Below are 20,954 nucleotides of genomic sequence, written 5' to 3'. Positions count from 1 at the left end.
TAAAAAAAGCCACTCTTTTGAGAGTGGCTTTTTTTACTTATTAAAATTCTAAAGTTTATTCAATATTATAACAGATTCCACTGTACTAGTAACTTGAACTCCTTGTTGGCTTTGACTTAAATCTTGAGATTGTGTTATTGTTAAGGTTTGCCCATTATTAGTCAAGGTATATTGACCAGTTTGAGCCTCTCCAAGTGCAGAAGTATCTAGACCGTCCACTTCCAATTCAAATAGAGAACCATCAAATGTAATGGTGTTGCCACTTGTTGAATAATTTCCATTCCCATCAACATCTGTAAGTGATGATGTGGTTGTGCCATTATCAATTCCATTTACAGTCAAATCAGTTTCAATATCATAACTTCCAGCTGAAGTAAACGAATTTTCTGTAAATGTTACTACATAATCCATATTCACAGCTTCCATAACAGCCTCTACATCCATATTCATCCCTCCCATTCCTGTAGAAGTATTCATGGTAGCATTAAAAGAAATCGTCTCCCAATCGCCAACCAATGCTCCATTAGAGGCTCCATTATTGCTTCCATCGGCTCCAGAAATATCACTATCTAAAGGCTCATTCTCACAAGTAAATGCAGACAAAAGGACAAATAATGATAAAAGCATTCCTAATTTTTTCATAACAACGTAGTTTTTTAGTTAAAGAATAGTTTTGAGTTGATTCCACAAACATAAACATTTTAATCAGTTTGTGAAATTTGTTTTGGCACACGTAGTAATAAAATGATACCGATTAAAAAGAAAATGAATAAAAATAGGATTGAATTACGCATGCTTCCAGTAATTTGGTCTATGGATCCATAGATGACCATTCCGATTACAATGCCTATTTTTTCAGACACATCGAAAAAGCTAAAATACGAGGTTGTGTCCTTGGTTTCCGGTAAAAACTTGGAATAGGTAGAACGGGATAGAGCCTGAATGCCTCCCATCACCAAACCTACAAATGCCGCAGTAATGTAAAACTGAATAGGCGTTTCCACAAAATACCCATAAAAGCAGAGTGCCATCCATATAAAATTGATGACAATTAATGTTGGGATATTACCAAACTTTTCTGAGGCTCTTGATGTCAAAAAAGCTCCCAAAACAGCCACCACCTGAATAACCAAAATACTCACAATCAACCCTAAGGTCTTTTCGCTTTCTCCTCCCCAATTAATTTCCTGCTCCCCAAAATAGGTAGCCACCAACATAATGGTTTGAACTGCCATACTGTATACAAAAAAGGCATAGAGATAACGTTTCAATCTTAAGTTATGGGTCAATCCATCCCATACTTTTTTAAGTTCCTTAAAACCGTTGAACAATACCTGTTTATTGACTTTTCCGTTACTCTTGGAAAGCCCTTTAGGTAACACCTTAAACGTATATTGACTGAACAACACCCACCATAAACCTACGGTGATAAAGGAAGTACGCATGGCTTTTATAGAGGCCGAATTATAGGATTCCTCAGTTGTTCCTACATCAAACCCAAACCAATTTGGTTTCATTACCATGGCTAAATTCAACAGTAATAATAAAACACTTCCAATATACCCTAAGCTAAAGCCTTTCGCACTGATTTTATCCTGTTGTTCTTCAAAAGCGATATCTGGTAAATATGAATTGTAAAACACTAAACTCCCCCAATATCCTATCAATCCAAAGAAATAGAACAACAAGCTCAAATAAATATAGTCTAAACTGAACAAATAAAGTCCCACACAGCCCAGACCTCCCAAATAGCAAAAAAACTGCATGAACACTTTCTTGTTCCCAATGTAATCTGCAATTCCCGACAATATTGGAGAGATAACTGCCACTACCAAAAATGTAAAAGCAGTTATAAAAGTGATCAATGCTGTATTCTTAAATTCAAACCCGAAGGCATGAATCTTATTGCCATCGACAAACTTTAAAGTGCCGTAAAAAATCGGAAAAATGGTTGAAGCAATGGTTAAGGTATATACAGAATTGGCCCAATCATAAAAGGCCCAGGCATTAAGAAGTTTTTTACTTCCTTTTGGGTATGTCGTCATATAAATGGTTATAAAAAAAGCTACACCTATACGGTGTAGCTTCGAAAGTAAACAAATTTTTTATTTTATACTTTATTTGATAAAGGAAGTCACTCCAAACTTTTTAGCCTCTGCCCTTGCCGTGGGAACCAAAGCTTTCAAATTATTGATTCTTGTTTGGTTGGAAGGGTGTGTACTTAACAATTCAGGCGGCGCCTGTCCTCCACTTTCAGCTGCCATACGTTCCCATAAACCAACTGCTTCTGCTGGATCGTACCCCGCAATGGCCATTAGGGTCAGCCCTATTTTATCAGCTTCGCTTTCGTGACTTCTGCTAAAAGGCAACATTCCCAATACATTGGAACCTACGCCGTAATAAGAATTAAACGCATCTCTATCACTCTCATTGTTGATGGCCATATTTCCAGCCATGGCAATTCCCTGCTGCACATATGCGGCACTCATTCGCTGTTGACCATGGTTTGCCAATGCGTGCGATACTTCATGTCCCATAATAGTTGCTACCCCAGCTTCTCCATTGGCAATTGGTAAAATTCCTGTGTAGAACACAATCTTCCCTCCCGGCATACACCAAGCATTTTTTTGGTCATCCTTGATAAGATTGTATTCCCACTTATAATCCTTTAGATAGCCTTGATATCCGTTGGCATCCAACCATTGTTTTGCTGCTGTCGCAATTTTTTCACCCACACGTTTGATCATTTCAGCATCTTTCGTGCCCTTGATGACATCATGTTCATTTAAAAACTGATCGTATTGTTGAAATGCAGCCGGAAACAACTCTGAATTTGGCACAATGGCCATGGTCTGTTTCCCTGTAAACGGATTGGTTGCACATGAAATAAATGCCAAAGTTATAACAGCAGTAGCGAATAGATTTTTTGAGGTCATTGAATACATAGTTCGATTTGAAAGTCTAAAATTACAAAAATCATTCAAGACAGATTATAATTTCAATTTTCAAAACCAGTTATTTTCGGCCTTACTCACCAATAATATGTAACTGAGTGAATTTCTCACTAACTACCATACTGTTACTGCCATTCATTTTAACTTCAGACAAAGGAATGTCTACATTATCAATTTCAATTTTTGTTACGTGAAATGGCAAACCATGAAACTTCACCATAAAAGTATCAATGGTAGCGTCATACTTGCCTTCCTTATGCTGTTGAATGATTACCTCATTGGATTTCCCCGTTAACTTAAAGGTTCTCAAACTATATCTACCCTTGGTATAATCGTAGCCGTCATGGGCATCATCATACAAAATAGAATCCTCTTTCCCTTCCTTATAATAGACCTCTAAAGTAACCTGATCGATCTCTTTCTCGTCCACATATTGCTGTACCGGATACATTGGAATTATGGCGCCAGCCTTGATAAACACTGGGATACTATCAATATCGGCATCTACCCACATTTCTCTTCCTCCCATCACCAAATCGTCATTCCAGAAATTATACCATTCGCCTCTTGGAATGAACATTCTACGGCCTCTTGCATTTGGTTCTTGTACAGGACACACCAAAATTTGATCTCCATACATAAACTCATCTGTTCTGTAATGAGTATGGATATCCTCTTGATCAAACAATACAAGAGATTTCAATATAGGGATTCCTTCGTCAACTAACTGCCAAAAAGTAGTATATAGATAAGGAAGCAATTGATAGCGTAGCTCAATGAACTTTCTAACAATTTTGGTAACATCATCATCAAATGCCCAAGGCTCCTGGTTACCATGATCTCCAGAGGAATGCACACGACAGAACGGATGAAAGACCCCTAACTGAATCCACCTAGTGAACAATTCCCCTTGGGGTTGCTCTGCAAAACCACCGATATCACTCCCTACAAAAGAATAACCAGACATAGCCATTCGTTGCGCTTGAATATTGGCAATCCATAAATGTTCCCAGCTCGCCACATTATCTCCCGTCCAAGTGGAAGTATAACGTTGAGTTCCGGAATAGGCAGCCCTGGTTATTACAAAAGGTCGTTTTGGGTACGTGTAACGCTTAAGCCCTTGGTAAGTAGCTCTTGCCATTTGCATTCCATAAACATTATGCGCCTTTCTGTGACTACAAGGGTTTCCTTCGTAATCGTGACGCACATCATCCGGGAATGTTTTGTTGGGTACTTCCATAACGGCTGGCTCATTCATATCATTCCAAACACCTCTAACGCCGGTTTCTTCTATAAGCTCCTTAAAAAGGCCAGACCACCACTCCCTAACTTCTGGATTCGTAAAGTCGGGAAAATAACATTCTCCTGGCCAAACTTTTCCTTTCATATAAGGTCCGTCTGCCCGTTTACAGAAGTAATCGTTTTCCAGACCTTCCTTGAAAATATTGTAATTATGGTCTATTTTAATTCCAGGATCTATGATAACTACCGTTTTAAACCCTTGGTCCATGAGTTCTTCGACCATTCGCTTAGGATCTGGAAAATAATTTTTATCCCAAGTAAAACATCTAAACCCATCCATATAGTCTATATCCAGGTAAATGGCATCGCATGGAATTTTAAGATCCCTGAACTTTTGGGTAATCTGCTTTACCTTCGACTCTGGATAATAACTCCACTTACATTGATGGAACCCAAGTGCCCACAATGGCGGCAATTGATGTGGTTTCCCCGTTAAATCTGTATAATTGGCAACAACATCGCTCATTTGCGGTCCATAGATGAAATAATAGTTCATCTCTCCTCCCTGTGCCCAAAAACTGGTGACATTTCGTCGTTCTTGAGCAAAATCAAAAAACGACCTAAACGTGTTGTCGAAAAAGATCCCGTAGGACTTATTCCCATTTAATCCTGTATAAAAAGGAATGGCTTTATAAATAGGATCGGTGTTCTTTCCATAGGCATAGGAATCGGACACCCAATTTTCAAAACGCTTTCCTTTTAAATTCAGCTTTACGGGTTTATCTCCCAAGCCAAAATAACATTCGCCATCATGGGACGTTTTACTCATCTTTACAACATCACCTCCAAATTCATAACTTTCTTCCCAATGGAATCCCAATTCATCTTCATTAATAAGCGTCATATCCTTGGCATCAAACAAGGTCACTTTTAAGTTCAATTTGGAAATATGGCAAATAAGTTTGGAAGTCGTGATTTTATATAAAGTGGATTCTTCCTCGATCTCCAAAAAATTATAGCCGGTACTGGCATATTTGGTAATGGCATAGGAAAAATCATTATCGAATGTTCCTGAAGTGGTGTAACGAAATCGTAAAACACTATCTCTTACAACCGTTAACTCCAGAATGACATTATTTTCTGTAGTAAAATATAAGGTATCTACATCCTTATTGTATGCTACAATTTTAGAAGGAAACAAATCTCCCTTTCTTTCTAATTCAGTATTTAAAATCATAAGTCATAGTTCTTATATACTAACAAAAAAACGCATTAGTTTAGAGATAAAAAATACTCGACACTAAGTTTTGCCAACTAAACAATTAAAGGCTTGAATTTTAAACATAAAGCAACAAAACCCTCTGTTTTATAACAAATTACATTTTAACATTTTGATATTTAAAGGCCACCATTCCTAATGGTGGAATTGTAATTTCCACAGAATCATCACGATAATGCCATGGTATATCCTGAGAAGATTTCATCTTATTTTTATACTCCCCAGTGCCTTCATATTTTTTGAGGTCACTATTGAAGACCTCTTTTAATTTTCCTTTAAAAGGCAATCCAATTCTATAGTCAATTCTTGGGGTTGGTGTCATATTGCAGGCCACAATTACATGGTCTTTTTGGTTGTTCCCTTTTCTGAAATACACCAAAACAGAACTCTCCGAATCACTGAAATCTATCCATTCAAATCCATCATTGGTAAATTGCTTTTCGTGAAGTGCCGGCTCTGTTCTGTAGAAGGCATTTAAATCTTTAACCAAGGTTTGCACACCTTTATGCACTTTGTACTGCAACAAGTGCCAATCGATACTCTGCAAAAAATTCCATTCCTCTCCCTGTCCTATCTCACCTCCTTGGAACAATAATTTGGTTCCTGGGTGGGTAAACATATAGGCGTACATCAACCTAAGGTTAGCAAATCGCTGCCATTCATCGCCAGGCATTCTTCCTAATAGGGAACGCTTCCCATAAACCACTTCATCATGCGACAATGGCAAAATAAAATTCTCCGAAAAGGCATAGGTCATGGAAAAGGTCAAATCGTTTTGATGGTATTTTCTATAAACCGGTTCCTTTGAGAAATATACTAAGGTATCGTGCATCCAACCCATCATCCACTTCATTCCAAAGCCCAAACCTCCTAAATATGTCGGTTTTGACACCATTGGAAAAGCTGTAGATTCTTCGGCAATGGTTTGTACATCTGGAAAGCTTTTAAACACTTCCTCGTTCAATTCCCTTAAAAATGAAATAGCTTCCAAATGTTCCCTACCTCCAAACATGTTAGGTTCCCACTCACCTTCTTCCCTGGAATAATCCAAGAACAACATAGACGCTACAGCATCCACACGCAAGCCATCGGCATGGAACTGCTCCAACCAAAACATGGCATTGGAAATCAAGAAGGATTTCACCTCATTTCTTCCATAATTAAAAATCAAACTTTTCCAATCTGGGTGATACCCTTTTCGTCTATCAGGATGTTCGTAAAGACTGGAACCGTCAAAATAGCCCAATCCATGGGCATCTTCCGGAAAATGGGAAGGCACCCAATCCAAGATAATTCCAATATCGTTTTGATGCAGTTTGTCGACCAAAAATTTAAACTCTTCGGGGTAGCCAAAACGTGATGTTGGCGCAAAATACCCTGTTATTTGGTAACCCCAAGAGGGGTCGTAAGGAAACTCCATGATTGGCATCAACTCCACATGAGTAAAGTTCATGTCCTTGACATACTTCACTAAATCTTCTGCAAATTCGGCATAGGATAAATAATCCTCGCCATTATTCTTTCTTTTCCAAGATCCTAGATGCACTTCGTATACAGAAAAGGGGGCATCCAAAGCATTGTGATCTTTTCTTTTTGCCATCCATTGTTTATCCTTCCATTTGTAAGCATCGTCCCAAACAATAGAAGCTGTTTTTGGAGGCAACTCGCATCGTCTTCCGTAAGGATCGGCCTTTTCTGTAACGATGCCATTATGGTGACTGTGGATTTTATACTTGTACAGACTTCCTTTGCCTACACCAGGAATAAAACCTTCCCAAATCCCACTTTTGTCCCAACGCACATGTAATTGGTGCTCTTGATCATTCCAATAATTAAAATTGCCAACAACAGCAACCGATTTGGCACTAGGCGCCCACACAGCAAAATACGTACCTTCCTTACCTTCCAAAGTCATAATATGAGAGCCAAATTTCTCGTATAATCTATAATGCTTACCCGCTTTAAAAAGATCGATATCAAATTCTGAAAACTTACTGTGTACAATTACTTCGGCCATATAGTATGAAGGTTTTGGTATAACTGCGATGGATGTACTAGCAATCCATCCATAAAAAATCATAGCTTGTAAAGTTCTAAATTAGCAATTTTAAACGCATAAACCCATTAAGCAACGTAAATAAAATCCTAAGAATTAATTATAACGATTTCGTAATGACATTCTTCCTACATCGACTAAACCCAAAATGTAAGTTTTTTTGAATCTGTCCTATCATGAAAAAAATCCTCACGGTTATGCTTATCAGTCTTGCGTTTAGCTGTAATTCCACGGCACAAAAGGCCAATGAACCTAAAAACCAAACATATAAAATGAACAAAACAGAAGAAGAATGGCGCAAAACACTTACGCCACAACAATACCAAGTCTTGCGTGAAAAAGGCACCGAGCGCCCTTTTACAGGAGAATACAACCTGCATTTTGAAAAAGGGTCCTATACTTGTGCCGGATGTGGCACCAAATTATTTGAAAGTACTGATAAATTCAGATCAGATTGTGGCTGGCCAAGTTTTGACAATGCCATTGAAGGCAGCATCACTTACAAAGAAGACAGAACCCATGGCATGGTAAGGACTGAAATACTCTGTTCCAACTGTGGAGGCCACTTAGGGCATGTATTCAACGATGGCCCAACTAACACTGGATTGCGCTATTGTGTCAACTCCCTAAGTTTGGATTTTGACAGCAACGCAACCCAAAAAGATTCTACAGAAAACACCCCTCCTAAAAATTAAAAATTTCATTTAGACATTTTAAGACACTCACTTTATTTATATGGGCGGAGTGCCTATTTTTTTGTTGGCTAAATTCATATTTAAAAATAGGTTTCGTAAATTCGTAGCGTCAAAAAAATACACTAAACAAATTCTCATGAGTAAATATGATATAATTGTTCTAGGTAGTGGACCTGGAGGCTACGTTACAGCTATTAGAGCGTCTCAATTGGGCTTTAAAACTGCAATAGTAGAAAAGGAAAATCTTGGTGGAGTATGCTTAAATTGGGGGTGTATTCCTACTAAAGCCTTATTGAAATCGGCACAGGTTTTTGAATACCTAAAGCATGCCGAAGACTACGGCCTTTCAGTAAAGGGTGCCGATAAAGATTTTGGTGCTATTGTAAAGCGCAGTCGTGGTGTTGCCGAAGGGATGAGCAAGGGCGTTCAATTTTTAATGAAAAAGAACAAAATTGACGTTATTGAAGGCTACGGAAAACTTAAAACTGGAAAGAAAGTTGATGTAGACGGTAAAGAATATTCTGCAGACCACATCGTTATTGCTACCGGAGCACGTTCTCGTGAGTTGCCAAGTTTGCCACAAGACGGTAAAAAAGTGATTGGCTACCGCGAAGCCATGAGCTTAAAGGAACAACCTAAGAAAATGATTGTAGTTGGTTCTGGTGCTATTGGTGTAGAATTTGCTTATTTCTACAACTCTATTGGTACCGAAGTAACTATTGTTGAATATTTGCCAAATGTAGTGCCTGTTGAGGACGAAGAAGTTTCTAAACAATTAGAGCGCAGCTTCAAGAAAAACGGTATTAAAATCATGACTTCTGCCGAAGTAACTAAAGTTGATACTTCTGGAGCAGGAGTAAAAGCAACGGTGAAGACCAAAAAAGGAGAAGAAGTATTGGAAGCTGATGTTGTGTTATCTGCTGTAGGTATCAAAACCAACATTGAAAACATTGGTTTGGAAGATGTAGGTATTTCCGTAGACCGCGATAAAATATTGGTAAACGATTACTACCAAACCAACATCCCTGGATATTATGCTATTGGAGACGTAACGCCTGGTCAAGCTTTGGCTCACGTTGCTTCTGCTGAAGGAATCCTTTGTGTTGAAAAAATTGCAGGCATGCATGTAGAACCAATCGACTATGGAAACATTCCTGGCTGTACTTACTGTGCTCCTGAAATTGCAAGTGTAGGTTTAACCGAAAAGCAAGCTAAGGAACAAGGATACGAGATTAAAGTTGGTAAGTTCCCATTCTCTGCCTCTGGTAAAGCTAGTGCTTCTGGAGCTAAGGACGGATTTGTAAAAGTAATCTTCGATGCCAAATATGGAGAGTGGTTAGGTTGCCATATGATTGGTGCCGGTGTTACCGACATGATTGCTGAAGCCGTTTTAGGTAGAAAATTGGAAACTACAGGTCACGAAGTGCTTAAGGCAATTCACCCTCACCCAACTATGAGTGAAGCGGTAATGGAAGCTGTAGCCGATGCTTATGATGAAGTAATTCACTTATAAGAAACAAATTCATTGATAAAAAGAAAGACGATACTTTTGGTATCGTCTTTCTTTTTTTATTAAAACTTGTAGCCTACTCCTACCCTCAATGTATTTCTATATCCCCCATAAAAATCTTCAATATATATTTGATCTACCAACCCATACCCAAACCTAGCTTCTGCAAAAAATTTCCTTGAAAAATCATACTGCACCCCAATTTCAAGCGAAACCCCCATTCTTCTTAAATGCTCCTTAGTCAACTCATCGTTCAAAATAAGATCTATTTTTGCTCCACCAAAAGCACTAAATTTATCCGTAATATGATATTTCATTACCAAAGGAATTTCTAAGAATAGGTATTCATCGGTGTAAGAGAATACCAATTCATTTTGAAAACTCCATCTCTCCGTCAATCGTGTTTCCGAGAAAAAACCACCATAAAGTTCCAACCCTTGATAGCCATCAATAGAATAATGTCCTGGAACAATAAAACTTTGGTTCAGTCCTGCTTTGAAACCAAAGGTAGTAGTGTGCAATTGGTAGTCTTGCGACTTTTCCTGTGAAAAAGTAAATTGTGTCAACCCAAGGAATAAGCTGAAAAGAAAAATAAATTGTTTCATCCGATTTAATTGTTTGGTTAATAATTAACAAATATATTCTTACAGATTGTTAAAAATTCCTAACCATTTGCCAAATCGAAGCCAAGGAAAGGTTAAATAATTCCCAAAAAGTTGCTCATTCACTTTATAACAAAGTTTATGATTTCAATCTCACATTATGATGAATTAAAAATGTTTCAATTCCATTGGGTAAACTCATCCACCATCATTTTAAAAAATTCATCAAGGGTAATATATTCAGAAATATCAGGTCTTGTTTTTTGAGAGTTGAAAGTTGCGACTATTGATAATTAGTCCCTTATGAAGCATCAAACTAAACCAAGACATAAAAAAACCGAAGCACAACGCTTCGGTTTTAATTTATAAAACTATTAAAATATTAAAATTTGTATCCAACACCTACTTTCAATACATTTCTATTCCATTTACCATTAATTTCAGAATCAACATAAGTGTCAAGTCCAAAACTGTATCGCGCTTCAATAAAAAAATGTTTGCTCATATCAAACTGAGTTCCAATTTCAAAAGAAGGCGTTAATATTGAAACTTTGTCAGATGAATTAAATTGAAATGAATCTCTCCAGTGCAAACTATTACCTAAATAAATATCCAGCTTGGGGCCAGCAAAAACACTCCAACTATTATTAAAATAATACTTTGCAACTATTGGGATTTCTAATGTTGTTGAACCATAATAAGTAAAATTTCCAATTACATCTCCCTCAATGGCCCAACTTTTTGCAAGGCGTTTTTCTACAAATAAGCCTAAATACAATGCTCTAATGTAGTTGTAGTGGTGATATTTGGAAATATTAGTGTGGCTTTCACCCAACTTAACACCAAAAGTCCAACTTTTGATTTGTGTAGAGTCGTTTTGAACCTGAGAATCCTGAGCTTGTATCCATTGAATACTGCTAAGAAGGCAACATAAAATAATGTAATACTTTTTCATTAAAAATTTGGCTATGGTTAATATTTAACAAATATATTCTTACAATATGTTAAATATTCCTAACCATTTCCCAAATCGAAGCCAACTAAAGGTTAAATAAATCACAAAAAAATTTGGATACCCAATTCGTAGCTTTGAAGCCCAAAACCAACGATCACACCTTTCGCATTTGGAGAAATAAACGACATATGCCTAAAAGATTCCCTATCGAAAGTATTGGAGATATGCACTTCCACAACAGGGGTTTCAATGGCAGCCACAGCATCCCCAATGCCCACTGAAGTATGCGTATAGGCCGCTGCATTTAAAATAATACCATCATAACTAAACCCAACTTCTTGAAGTTTATCGATCAACTCCCCTTCTATATTGGACTGAAAATGTTCCAATGCTACTTGCGGGTATTTGTCAACTACCGTTTCAAAAAATTCATTAAAAGTGAGACTTCCATAAATATCAGGTTCTCGTTTCCCCAATAGATTAAGGTTTGGACCGTTGATGATGATGAGTTTCTTCATAAAGTAAATATATTAAAAATAGCACATAAAAAAACCGAAGCTTTTCAGCTTCGGTTTTGAATATTCTATAGTGACTTATTAAAACTGGAACAACACCCCAATATTGGCATTTCCCCAATTCAAACGGTCGGAATAATTTTCATAAGAGGCATTAATTTCAATAAAATTGCCTACATCAATCCCCACTATGGGACGTACATAAAAACCGCCGTCCAAGTAATCTGTAATTCCAAAAGCATAGCCTACATCTATTCCACCAGTAAAAATCCGAAACAACTTCACGCGCCCCGCACCGGCCACAGGTACAAATTGGGCATCATCCCGGTAAAAGTAGCGGTTGTCATTATTCATAAAGAAGTTTCTAAATCCAACCGTAGGACCAAAACTTAGAAAGGCGTCTCTATACCCAAACATATAATAGGCATCCACCCCCAAGGACCAATCGGACACATCCCCGGCATCGGATGAGGCTAAGCCAACACTACCTCCCAACTTAAAAACACCTTGGGACTGGCCAGCTAGACTGATTCCCACAATAAGAACCACAGTTAATAATAATTTTTTCATGATTAATAGCATTTATGTTTACATTTTAAAAAGAGTATTCAATACCAATATTGAAAGAGTTAAACCCATTGACATTATAGAAATAGTCTTGTGACGAATGGTTGACTTCTGCAGTAATCACTTGAAAGGAAGCCAGTAGATTAATCATTCCCAAATTGTACCCGAACTTAGGTCTAAAGTACATTCCTGTATCCGCATCACCCGACACATTAACGGCAAATCCAAGATCCAAACCAGCAAAAAAAGCATGGTCCATAAAATGATATCGAGCAGTAGCCGCAATAGGCAGAAATGAATTGCTATCATTGTCAATTCTAATCGTTGTATCACCCTGATAACGGTAATGATAACCATCGCCTGAAAAGTGGGTGTAGGCCACCAAGCCTCCTACTTCAAGGTTTTCAATAACCTCGAACAAGTAGGTGCCATAAAACCCAAAATTAAAATTAGAAATATCAGTTGTGCCACTCAACGGAAACCCTACATCTGCTCCAATTTTAAAGCCTCCAGTTTTCACTTTTTCTATCATATCATCCGTTACCGTTTCCGCATCTGTCTGGGCCTTAAGACTTATTACACCAAATGACATAAACATTGCAAAACATAAAATTTTTTTCATACGAGTTCTAGTTTAATTGAATTACTATTAGTTTTTAGGAATTAAATTTCATTATTGTTTTCTCTTACAGCTATTTAAAACAGCACTAACAAATTTACCTTATATAACTTATTTATAATACTTTATCACCATTTTTTTCATAATTTTCTTTCAAAACCCGCATTATACCTTCATTTTAATTTGATAACTCCCTCAAAATAATAGTACTTTTAGCCAATGAATTGGCAAAACGCACTTCAAGATTATAAGCATTATTTAAAGATAGAAAGGGGACTTTCCCAAAACTCTATTGATAATTACGAATACGATATTCTAAAGCTAATTAACTATTTGCAACAAAACGATATTTCAGTTTTGCCTCTTGATATTTCCAAAGAAACGGTTCAACCCTTCATTTATGAAATCTCCAAGACCATCAATGCTAGATCCCAATCGAGGTTGATTTCTGGACTTCGGAGTTTTTTTGGCTATTTGGTATTTGAAGAATACCGGGATACCAACCCCATGGACCATATTGAATCACCTAAAATTGGACGGAAACTGCCCGATACGTTAAGTGTAGACGACATAGACCAGCTTATTGCCGCCATCGATTTAAGTAAAGCCGAAGGAGAGCGTAACCGGGCTATTTTAGAAACCCTATACAGTTGTGGCCTTCGTGTAAGCGAGTTGACCAACCTCAAATTGTCTGACTTGTATTTTGAAGAAGGCTTTATAAAAGTAACTGGGAAAGGCGATAAACAACGATTTGTCCCTATCGATCCGCAAACCCAAAAATATATCAATATTTATAGGAAAGAGGTGCGTATACATCTTCCCGTAAAACCAGAATTTAAAGACACATTGTTCCTTAACCGAAGGGGGCGACAACTTACAAGAGCCATGATTTTTACCATTATCAAACAATTGGCTGTTAAAATTGATCTTAATAAGAGTATCTCTCCACACACATTTCGGCATTCCTTTGCTACTCATCTCCTTGAAAATGGCGCCGATTTGAGATCTATACAAATGATGTTGGGCCACGAAAGCATTACCACTACAGAAATCTACATGCATTTGGACCGAAGCCACTTAAAAGAAGTTTTAATGAAATATCATCCAAGAAAATCTGAGGAAGAGGGCACTAAAGAACATATTGATTCTGACAACCCTAGTATATAAGAAAAAAGGCATCCGAATTGGATGCCTTTTTTATAATTAATTTTCTGTAGTTATTTAGCAATGTTCACCGCTCTAGTTTCTCTAATTACGGTAACCTTTACTTGTCCTGGATAAGTCATGTCTGTTTGTATTTTTTGTGAAATCTCAAAAGACAATTTAGCTGCTTGATCGTCAGAAACCTTTTCACTTTCTACAATCACCCTTAGCTCTCTACCGGCTTGGATAGCATACGCTTTGTTTACGCCACTAAATCCAAAGGCCACATCTTCCAAATCTTTCAAACGTTGGATATACGAATCCAAAACTTGACGTCTTGCTCCTGGTCTTGCTCCTGAAATGGCATCACATACTTGGATAACTGGCGCCAATAAAGTGGTCATTTCAATTTCATCGTGGTGCGCACCAATAGCATTGCAAACCTCTGGTTTTTCACCATATTTCTCCGCCCACTGCATACCTAAGATCGCGTGAGGTGTTTCAACATCTGCTTCTGAATCTGGCACTTTTCCAATATCGTGCAACAGTCCTGCACGTTTTGCCAATTTCGGGTTCAAGCCCAATTCCGCGGCCATCACTCCACAAAGTTTTGCAACTTCTCTAGAGTGCTGTAATAAGTTTTGACCGTAAGAAGAGCGGTATTTCATACGTCCTACCAATTTGATCAACTCTGGGTGCAATCCGTGAATTCCTAAATCGATTACCGTACGCTTTCCTACTTCAATTATTTCTTGATCAATTTGCTTTTGGGTCTTCTTCACCACTTCCTCAATACGTGCCGGGTGAATTCTTCCATCTGTCACCAATCGGTGTAACGATAAACGTGCAACTTCACGACGCACAGAATCAAAACAAGACAAAATGATAGCTTCTGGTGTATCGTCTACTATAATTTCAACACCTGTAGCGGCTTCAATGGCACGAATGTTACGTCCTTCCCTACCAATAATTCGTCCTTTAACGTCATCAGATTCAATATTGAAAACTGACACACAGTTGTCAATAGCTTCTTCTGTACCTATTCGTTGAATGGTATTAATGATGATCTTTTTAGCTTCTTGTTGAGCAGTAAGTTTGGCTTCTTCAATGCGGTCTTGAACATAAGCCATGGCATCCGTTTTAGCCTCGTTTTTAAGAGACTCTACCAACTGCGCTTTAGCATCTTCTGCCGAAAGGCCAGAAATCACCTCTAACTGCTTAATTTGGCTCTTGTGGGCCTTTTCCAACTCCACTTTTTTCTTTTCCAAAAACTCCAAACGAAAATCATAATCTTTCATCTTCGCTTCAATGGCTTGATTGGTCTTTTTATGCTTGGACAACTCATTGGACACCTGCGATTCCTTATCGCGTGTACGCTTCTCGGCATCGGCCATTTTTTTGTCCCTCGACAAAATTACCTTTTCATGCTCAGATTTTAATTCAATGAATTTCTCCTTAGCCTGAAGTATTTTGTCTTTTTTAATAGATTCTCCTTCGGCGGTTGCCTGTTTGATGATTCCTTCGGCCTCTTGCTTAGCATTGGCTACAACTTTTGATGCATTGTTCTTTTCCAGAGTCTTTGCAACAATATATCCAATGACTACACCAAGTACCACGCCTCCTACAATCAATAAAATTGTGTTCATTTCCATGTTTAGTTAGTTAATATATATAAAAAAGCCTACATCGGTTTTACATTCTGTATAAACTCCTTAAAAACAAGTTTAGGGCTAACAAACTGATCAACCCTCTACTCAGAGGTAGCTCGGTCTTACAGCTTAAACTCACCCTTTTTAAAGAATTAACGTTGAGTTTATCAAAAAAAAATAACCAATGTAGGCAGTAACCTTATTTTATTTAAAGAACGTTATGAGTTTAAATGCTGCTCCAAAAGTTCATCCAAGGCTAACAACTTGTTTTCCACCTCTTCGCTAACATTTTCTCTATCTATAGATTTTTGCTCTAATTGAGAGGCAAACTGTAAGGCACACATGGCCAATACATCTTGCTTATCTCTCACAGAATAATTTTGCTCAAACTGGCCTATCATTGCTTCAATCTTCTTCGCCGCCTTTCGTAATCCTTCCTCCTGACTTGGAGCTATTGTTAAAGGATATACCCTATTTGCAATGGATAGCTTTATCTTAAGCTGTTCTGACATACATCATACAATTACATTATTCAGACAATTGCGCAATACAGTGGTCAATATCCCTGATTAATGCGTTTATTTTGAGCTTCGTTTCTCTGTTATCTTCGTCACTGCCCAGTAATGATTTTGCTACCTTGAGCGCTTCGTATTTTTCAACCCAAGCACTTATTTCTTCCTGGTATTGTAAATTCTTTTGCTGTTGAAGAGCTAATTCCTCTGAAAGCTTAGCGTTTGTCTGCTTTAAAACTTCGAGTTTGTGCAAAAGCTTGCTAATTTTATTCTCTAAAGAATCTACAATCTCTTCAATTTTACTCATTTGCAATATCCACTACTGTCTCAACAAAGTTAACATACCAAAACAAAAATCACAATTGTTTTACAATAAATTTTAAAATAATTAATTATAGATTGTAAAGTGCTGTTTTCTACTATTTATGGGCTTTCCCTTTTGAAGATTAGCTCCAAATTAATATTTTAGCCCCACAAATTTGCTTATGAAAAAAATCCTATTTTTCCTACTATTACTTGGCCAAATTGGCAATTCCCAAACCCAATATCCTCAGGATTATTTTAGAAACCCTATGGAGATTCCAATTGTACTTGCAGGGACTTTTGCAGAGTTGCGCCCAAACCATTTTCATGCCGGATTGGATATCAAAACACAGCATCGAGAGGGTTTAAATGTACATACGGCTGCTCCCGGTTATGTTAGCCGGATCAAAATTTCGCATTTTGGCTACGGAAAGGCCCTATACGTAACCCACCCAAATGGGTATACCACAGTGTATGCGCACCTTCAAAAATTTTCAGATAAAATTGAAAAGTATATCAAAGAATGTCAATACCAAAAGGAAAGCTATCAGGTAGAGGTCTTCCCCACTCCAGATGAACTTCCGGTAAGCCAAGACGAAATTATTGCACTCTCAGGGAACACTGGTGGCTCTTATGCGCCGCATTTGCATTTCGAGATTCGCGACAATGAAGAACGCCCGATGAACCCTATGCTTTTTGGGTTGGATGTAAAGGATTCACGAAAGCCTACCATCAACGGGATTTTTGCCTATGCCAAAAACGAAAAATCGCATGTGAACGGGTCTCAAAAACGAATTGAACTTCGATTGATCCCAACAGCAGGTAGCGATTTCAACGTTGAAGAAATTGAAGCCTTAGGGGATATAGGATTCGGAATCAATACCTACGACAGATTGGATGAGGCGCCCAATAAAAATGGCGTGAACAGCATTCAGTGTTTTTACAACGGAAGCAAGCATTTTGAAATTGACTTCAAACGCTTTAGCTATTCAGAAACGAAACATATCAACCGCTTGATAGATTTTGAAAACTATAAGACCAAGCACAATTATATCCAAAAACTCTTTGTTGAACAAAACAATCCATTGAGCCTTTATAAAGATGTGGAAAACAACGGCTATGTAACTGTTCTGGACAGTACATCCTCTGTATATAAAATCAGGGTAAAGGATTTTAAGGACAATGATGTTTGGGTTACCATTCCTATAAAAGGAAAAAAATTGGACACCCCCGAACCCATCGACGACATCAAACCTATGCACTATGCTTTGCCAGGAAAGGCTACCAATTTAGAAAAAGGCAATATTTCAGTCTATATTCCACAAGGTACTTTTTACGATGATACCTACTTGGATTTTGATGTTAAGGCAGACACGCTTCTGTTAGGAAAGGATATTGTTCCGCTTCAAAAAAGCTTTACCATTAGTTACGATATCAGTAATTATCTGGACGAAGACAAAGAGAAACTCTACATTGCCGAGCTTACCGGATACTATAAAAAACCTAGATATATTGGGACGTCCCGTCAAGGTGAAACCCTTTCGGCCAAAAGTAAATCCCTGGGGACCTATACCCTAGAATCCGATTTGGTGCCACCAACCATTACACCCGTAAATTTTTACGATGGCAAATGGATGAGCAATGCCACCGAATTAAAGGTAAAGATTGGAGACAAAGATTCCGGCATCAGTAATTACAGGGCTACCATTAATGGAAAATGGATCTTAATGGAGTATGAATATAAGAAAGGTACCCTAACTTATAATTTTGAGGATAATATTATTAGCGACACCGAAAACAATTTGAAGGTCATCGTTACCGATAATGTAGGAAATAGTTCTACATTTGAAGCTACGTTTTTTAGAAAATAAAATCTCAACTATTGAAACCTAACGTTTATCTAGTACTTTTTGCATTTTTCTGTTTCTCCCTTTTGGGCTTTTCTCAGCAAGCCACTATAAAAGGGGTTATTTTAGATGACACCCAACTACCGGTGCCAAATGTTTCCATCAAAGCAGGTGCCAATGGTACTTCCTCTAATAATAATGGATTTTATGAGTTGAAAATTCCTTCCAATACAGAGGTGACTATTGAATTTACGCATCTGTCCTATAAACGCGTGGTTGTTACCTTCAACCTTAAAAATGGGCAAGAATTGGAGTTCAACCCAGTCATGAAGGTGGATATCGAGCAAATCGGTACCGTGGTTATCAATACCAACACTAGGCAATCTGTAAATGGGGTAACCACAATTACTCCAGAAGTCATCAGAACAATAAAAGGTGCACAACCAGGTGTCGAGAATATTTTAAAGACACTTCCTGGGGTAAATGTTTCCAATGAATTGAGTACACAGTATTCTGTTAGAGGCGGAAATTTTGACGAAAATTTGGTGTATGTCAACGAGATTGAAGTGTACAGACCGTTCCTGATCCGTTCGGGCCAACAAGAAGGTTTGAGTTTTGTAAATACCGACTTGGTTCAAAATGTAGATTTTTCCGCCGGTGGATTTCAAGCCAAATATGGAGACAAGCTATCTTCTGTGCTTGACATCACTTATCGTACGCCTGTTAAATTTGGAGTTCGCACCGATTTAAGTTTACTTGGTGGAAGCATTGCTGCCGAGGCTATCAGTAAAGATTCTAAGTTCTTAGGAATTGTTGGATTACGTTACCGCGACAATAGTCTGCTTATCAATTCCATGGAAACGGAAACTAATGTGCGGCCAGTATTTGCCGATGCCCAAACTTATTTAACTTATAAGTTTTCGGATAAATTTCACTTGAATTTCTTAGGAAACTTTTCTGTCAATAAATACCATTTTGAACCACAGAACAGACAAACCAATTTTGGAACTTTAACCGATCCTATTGCCCTTTTGGTTTTTTATGAAGGTCAGGAAAAAGACGAATACGTTACCAATTTTGGAGCATTTAAAGCCAATTACTTCGTATCGGATAAATTGACCTTAAAATTAATTGCTTCTGGATACCACACCACAGAAGAGGAATATTTCGACATATTGGCCCAATACCGCTTAGGAGAAGTTAACAGTAGTATCGGAGATGAAAATTTAGGAGAAGTGGAATTTAGTGAAGGGATTGGTTCACAATTGACACACGCCCGAAACGATTTGGACGCTCTCATATTTAATGCAGAACACAAAGGAGATTACAAACCAAGTGAAGACACAACCATTGAATGGTCTGTAAAATACACCCATGAGGATATAAGAGACCGTTTGGTAGAATGGGAAGTTATTGACAGTGCTGGTTTTTCCATCACACCTCCTACCCTTCACATTCCCAATAATCAGCCTTATAGTCCATACGAAGGTCCTTTGGTAGCGTTTCAAAACGTGCGAGCCACTAACAAGGTTCAGATCGATCGTTTACAGGCCTATGCCCAATGGAGCAAACGATCCACTTTAGGAAATCATGAGGCATTCTACAATATAGGAGCTAGAGCACATAATTGGACAGTGAGCGGTGACGTGGTTGAAACGGTAACACAAACCGTGATTAGCCCTCGTGGACAATTTGCCATAAAACCAGATTGGGATAAAGACATGCTCTTTAGAATTGCTGGAGGATTGTACTACCAACCGCCTTTCTATAGAGAACTTAGGGATTCTTCCGGAGTGGTGCAACCTCATGTAAAAGCCCAAAAGTCGACGCATATCTTACTTGGGAATGAATACAGCTTCGAGCTTTGGGACAGACCTTTCAAATTGGTTTCTGAAGCTTATTACAAGCACCTTTCAGATGTAAATCCATACACATTGGAAAATGTTCGTATTCGCTATCGCGCAAAGAATAATGCCAAAGCTTACGCCTATGGATTGGATATGCGACTTAATGGAGAATTTGTAAAAGGGACCGAGTCGTGGTTCAGCTTTGGATATTTAAAAACTGAAGAAAACATCGAAGACCAAGGCTATATTGCCAGACCAACAGACCAACGTTTAAAATTTGGAATCCTATTTCAGGATTATGTGCCAAGCATCCCGGAACTTAAAATGTACCTGAATTTGGTTTACAATACGGGAGTTCCCGGAGGTTCGCCAAGTTATGCCAACCCTTACCAATACCAAAATAGGCTTCGCGACTACAAACGTGCGGATTTAGGGGTAAGCTATGTATTGGTAGATCAAAACAAAACTTACGATAGCTGGAAGCGCCATTTTAAAGACCTTACCTTAGGATTTGAAATCTTCAACATGTTTGATGTTCAAAATTCCATTACCAATACTTGGGTAAGGGATGTTTACAGCAAGCGTCAGTATGCCATTCCAAACTATTTAACGCCTAGAGTTTTCAATGTAAGATTATCTGCTCGTTTATAATCTAAACA

18 protein-coding genes and 1 other RNA gene are annotated in these 20,954 nt (G+C 37.9%); 5 read left to right on the top strand and 14 right to left on the bottom strand.

Annotation, left to right across the window (positions count from 1 at the left end; translation table 11 throughout):
- Positions 1-48: 48 nt before the first annotated feature.
- The 5 genes from ZA05_RS14710 to glgB form a co-directional block, all read right to left on the bottom strand.
- Positions 49-642 carry a hypothetical protein gene (locus ZA05_RS14710; protein ID WP_053992441.1) on the bottom strand — a complete coding sequence of 198 codons (594 nt, stop codon included), beginning with the start codon at positions 640-642 and terminating at the stop codon, positions 49-51.
- A 59-nt stretch (positions 643-701) separates the two neighbouring features.
- Entirely contained in the window at positions 702-2,045 is a 1,344-nt protein-coding gene (locus tag ZA05_RS14705) for an MFS transporter (protein ID WP_053992440.1), read from the bottom strand.
- 72 nt (positions 2,046-2,117) lie between these two features.
- The gene (locus ZA05_RS14700; protein ID WP_053992439.1) at positions 2,118-2,936 is read right to left on the bottom strand and encodes a M48 family metallopeptidase; all 819 of its coding nucleotides are present in this window, start codon (positions 2,934-2,936) and stop codon (positions 2,118-2,120) included.
- Positions 2,937-3,027: 91 nt separating this feature from the next.
- Entirely contained in the window at positions 3,028-5,433 is a 2,406-nt protein-coding gene (locus tag ZA05_RS14695) for a glycoside hydrolase family 31 protein (protein ID WP_053992438.1), read from the bottom strand.
- 139 nt (positions 5,434-5,572) lie between these two features.
- Positions 5,573-7,492: a 1,4-alpha-glucan branching protein GlgB gene (gene glgB, locus ZA05_RS14690; protein ID WP_053992551.1), complete on the bottom strand. Its 1,920-nt coding sequence runs from the start codon at positions 7,490-7,492 to the stop codon at positions 5,573-5,575.
- A gap of 311 nt (positions 7,493-7,803) precedes the next feature.
- Between glgB and msrB the strand changes: the two genes are divergently transcribed.
- Both msrB and lpdA read left to right on the top strand, forming a co-directional pair.
- A complete protein-coding gene (gene msrB, locus ZA05_RS14685; protein ID WP_053992550.1) occupies positions 7,804-8,226 on the top strand; it encodes a peptide-methionine (R)-S-oxide reductase MsrB in 423 nt (140 codons plus the stop codon).
- A 136-nt stretch (positions 8,227-8,362) separates the two neighbouring features.
- Positions 8,363-9,739, top strand: a complete 1,377-nt coding sequence (gene lpdA, locus ZA05_RS14680) for a dihydrolipoyl dehydrogenase (RefSeq protein ID WP_053992549.1) — start codon at positions 8,363-8,365, stop codon at positions 9,737-9,739.
- A 59-nt stretch (positions 9,740-9,798) separates the two neighbouring features.
- On the opposite strand, the gene ZA05_RS14675 is transcribed toward lpdA, so the two are convergent.
- From ZA05_RS14675 to ZA05_RS14655, 5 genes are all read right to left on the bottom strand, one after another.
- The gene (locus ZA05_RS14675) at positions 9,799-10,341 is read right to left on the bottom strand and encodes an outer membrane beta-barrel protein (RefSeq protein WP_053992437.1); all 543 of its coding nucleotides are present in this window, start codon (positions 10,339-10,341) and stop codon (positions 9,799-9,801) included.
- 379 nt (positions 10,342-10,720) lie between these two features.
- Complete coding sequence (locus ZA05_RS14670) at positions 10,721-11,293, bottom strand: outer membrane beta-barrel protein (protein WP_053992436.1); 573 nt, start codon at positions 11,291-11,293, stop codon at positions 10,721-10,723.
- A 101-nt stretch (positions 11,294-11,394) separates the two neighbouring features.
- Positions 11,395-11,811: a type II 3-dehydroquinate dehydratase gene (gene aroQ, locus ZA05_RS14665; RefSeq protein WP_053992435.1), complete on the bottom strand. Its 417-nt coding sequence runs from the start codon at positions 11,809-11,811 to the stop codon at positions 11,395-11,397.
- 78 nt (positions 11,812-11,889) lie between these two features.
- Complete coding sequence (locus ZA05_RS14660; RefSeq protein ID WP_053992434.1) at positions 11,890-12,378, bottom strand: hypothetical protein; 489 nt, start codon at positions 12,376-12,378, stop codon at positions 11,890-11,892.
- Positions 12,379-12,403: 25 nt separating this feature from the next.
- A complete protein-coding gene (locus tag ZA05_RS14655; RefSeq protein ID WP_157514721.1) occupies positions 12,404-12,997 on the bottom strand; it encodes a hypothetical protein in 594 nt (197 codons plus the stop codon).
- 216 nt (positions 12,998-13,213) lie between these two features.
- Between ZA05_RS14655 and xerD the strand changes: the two genes are divergently transcribed.
- Positions 13,214-14,161: a site-specific tyrosine recombinase XerD gene (xerD, locus tag ZA05_RS14650; RefSeq protein ID WP_053992432.1), complete on the top strand. Its 948-nt coding sequence runs from the start codon at positions 13,214-13,216 to the stop codon at positions 14,159-14,161.
- Between the two features lie 50 nt (positions 14,162-14,211).
- Here xerD and rny read toward each other — a convergent pair whose 3' ends face one another.
- The 4 genes from rny to ZA05_RS14635 form a co-directional block, all read right to left on the bottom strand.
- Entirely contained in the window at positions 14,212-15,789 is a 1,578-nt protein-coding gene (gene rny, locus ZA05_RS14645) for a ribonuclease Y (protein WP_053992431.1), read from the bottom strand.
- A gap of 53 nt (positions 15,790-15,842) precedes the next feature.
- Positions 15,843-15,950, bottom strand: a non-coding RNA gene (ssrS, locus tag ZA05_RS18095) — 6S RNA.
- A 54-nt stretch (positions 15,951-16,004) separates the two neighbouring features.
- A complete protein-coding gene (locus tag ZA05_RS14640) occupies positions 16,005-16,298 on the bottom strand; it encodes a cell division protein ZapA (protein WP_053992430.1) in 294 nt (97 codons plus the stop codon).
- Between the two features lie 16 nt (positions 16,299-16,314).
- A complete protein-coding gene (locus ZA05_RS14635) occupies positions 16,315-16,605 on the bottom strand; it encodes a hypothetical protein (protein WP_053992429.1) in 291 nt (96 codons plus the stop codon).
- A 178-nt stretch (positions 16,606-16,783) separates the two neighbouring features.
- Here ZA05_RS14635 and ZA05_RS14630 point away from each other — a divergent pair, with 178 nt between their 5' ends.
- The gene (locus ZA05_RS14630) at positions 16,784-18,472 is read left to right on the top strand and encodes a M23 family metallopeptidase (RefSeq protein WP_053992428.1); all 1,689 of its coding nucleotides are present in this window, start codon (positions 16,784-16,786) and stop codon (positions 18,470-18,472) included.
- Between the two features lie 11 nt (positions 18,473-18,483).
- Positions 18,484-20,946 (top strand): carboxypeptidase-like regulatory domain-containing protein, encoded by a 2,463-nt coding sequence (locus ZA05_RS14625; protein ID WP_053992427.1) that lies wholly within the window; start codon positions 18,484-18,486, stop codon positions 20,944-20,946.
- Positions 20,947-20,954 lie beyond the last annotated feature (8 nt).

Source organism: Mangrovimonas sp. TPBH4, from assembly GCF_001280505.1.
GTDB lineage: Bacteria > Bacteroidota > Bacteroidia > Flavobacteriales > Flavobacteriaceae > Mangrovimonas_A.
The sequence above is the reverse complement of the archived record's forward strand: the minus strand, read 5'-3'. Positions and strand labels throughout refer to the sequence as shown.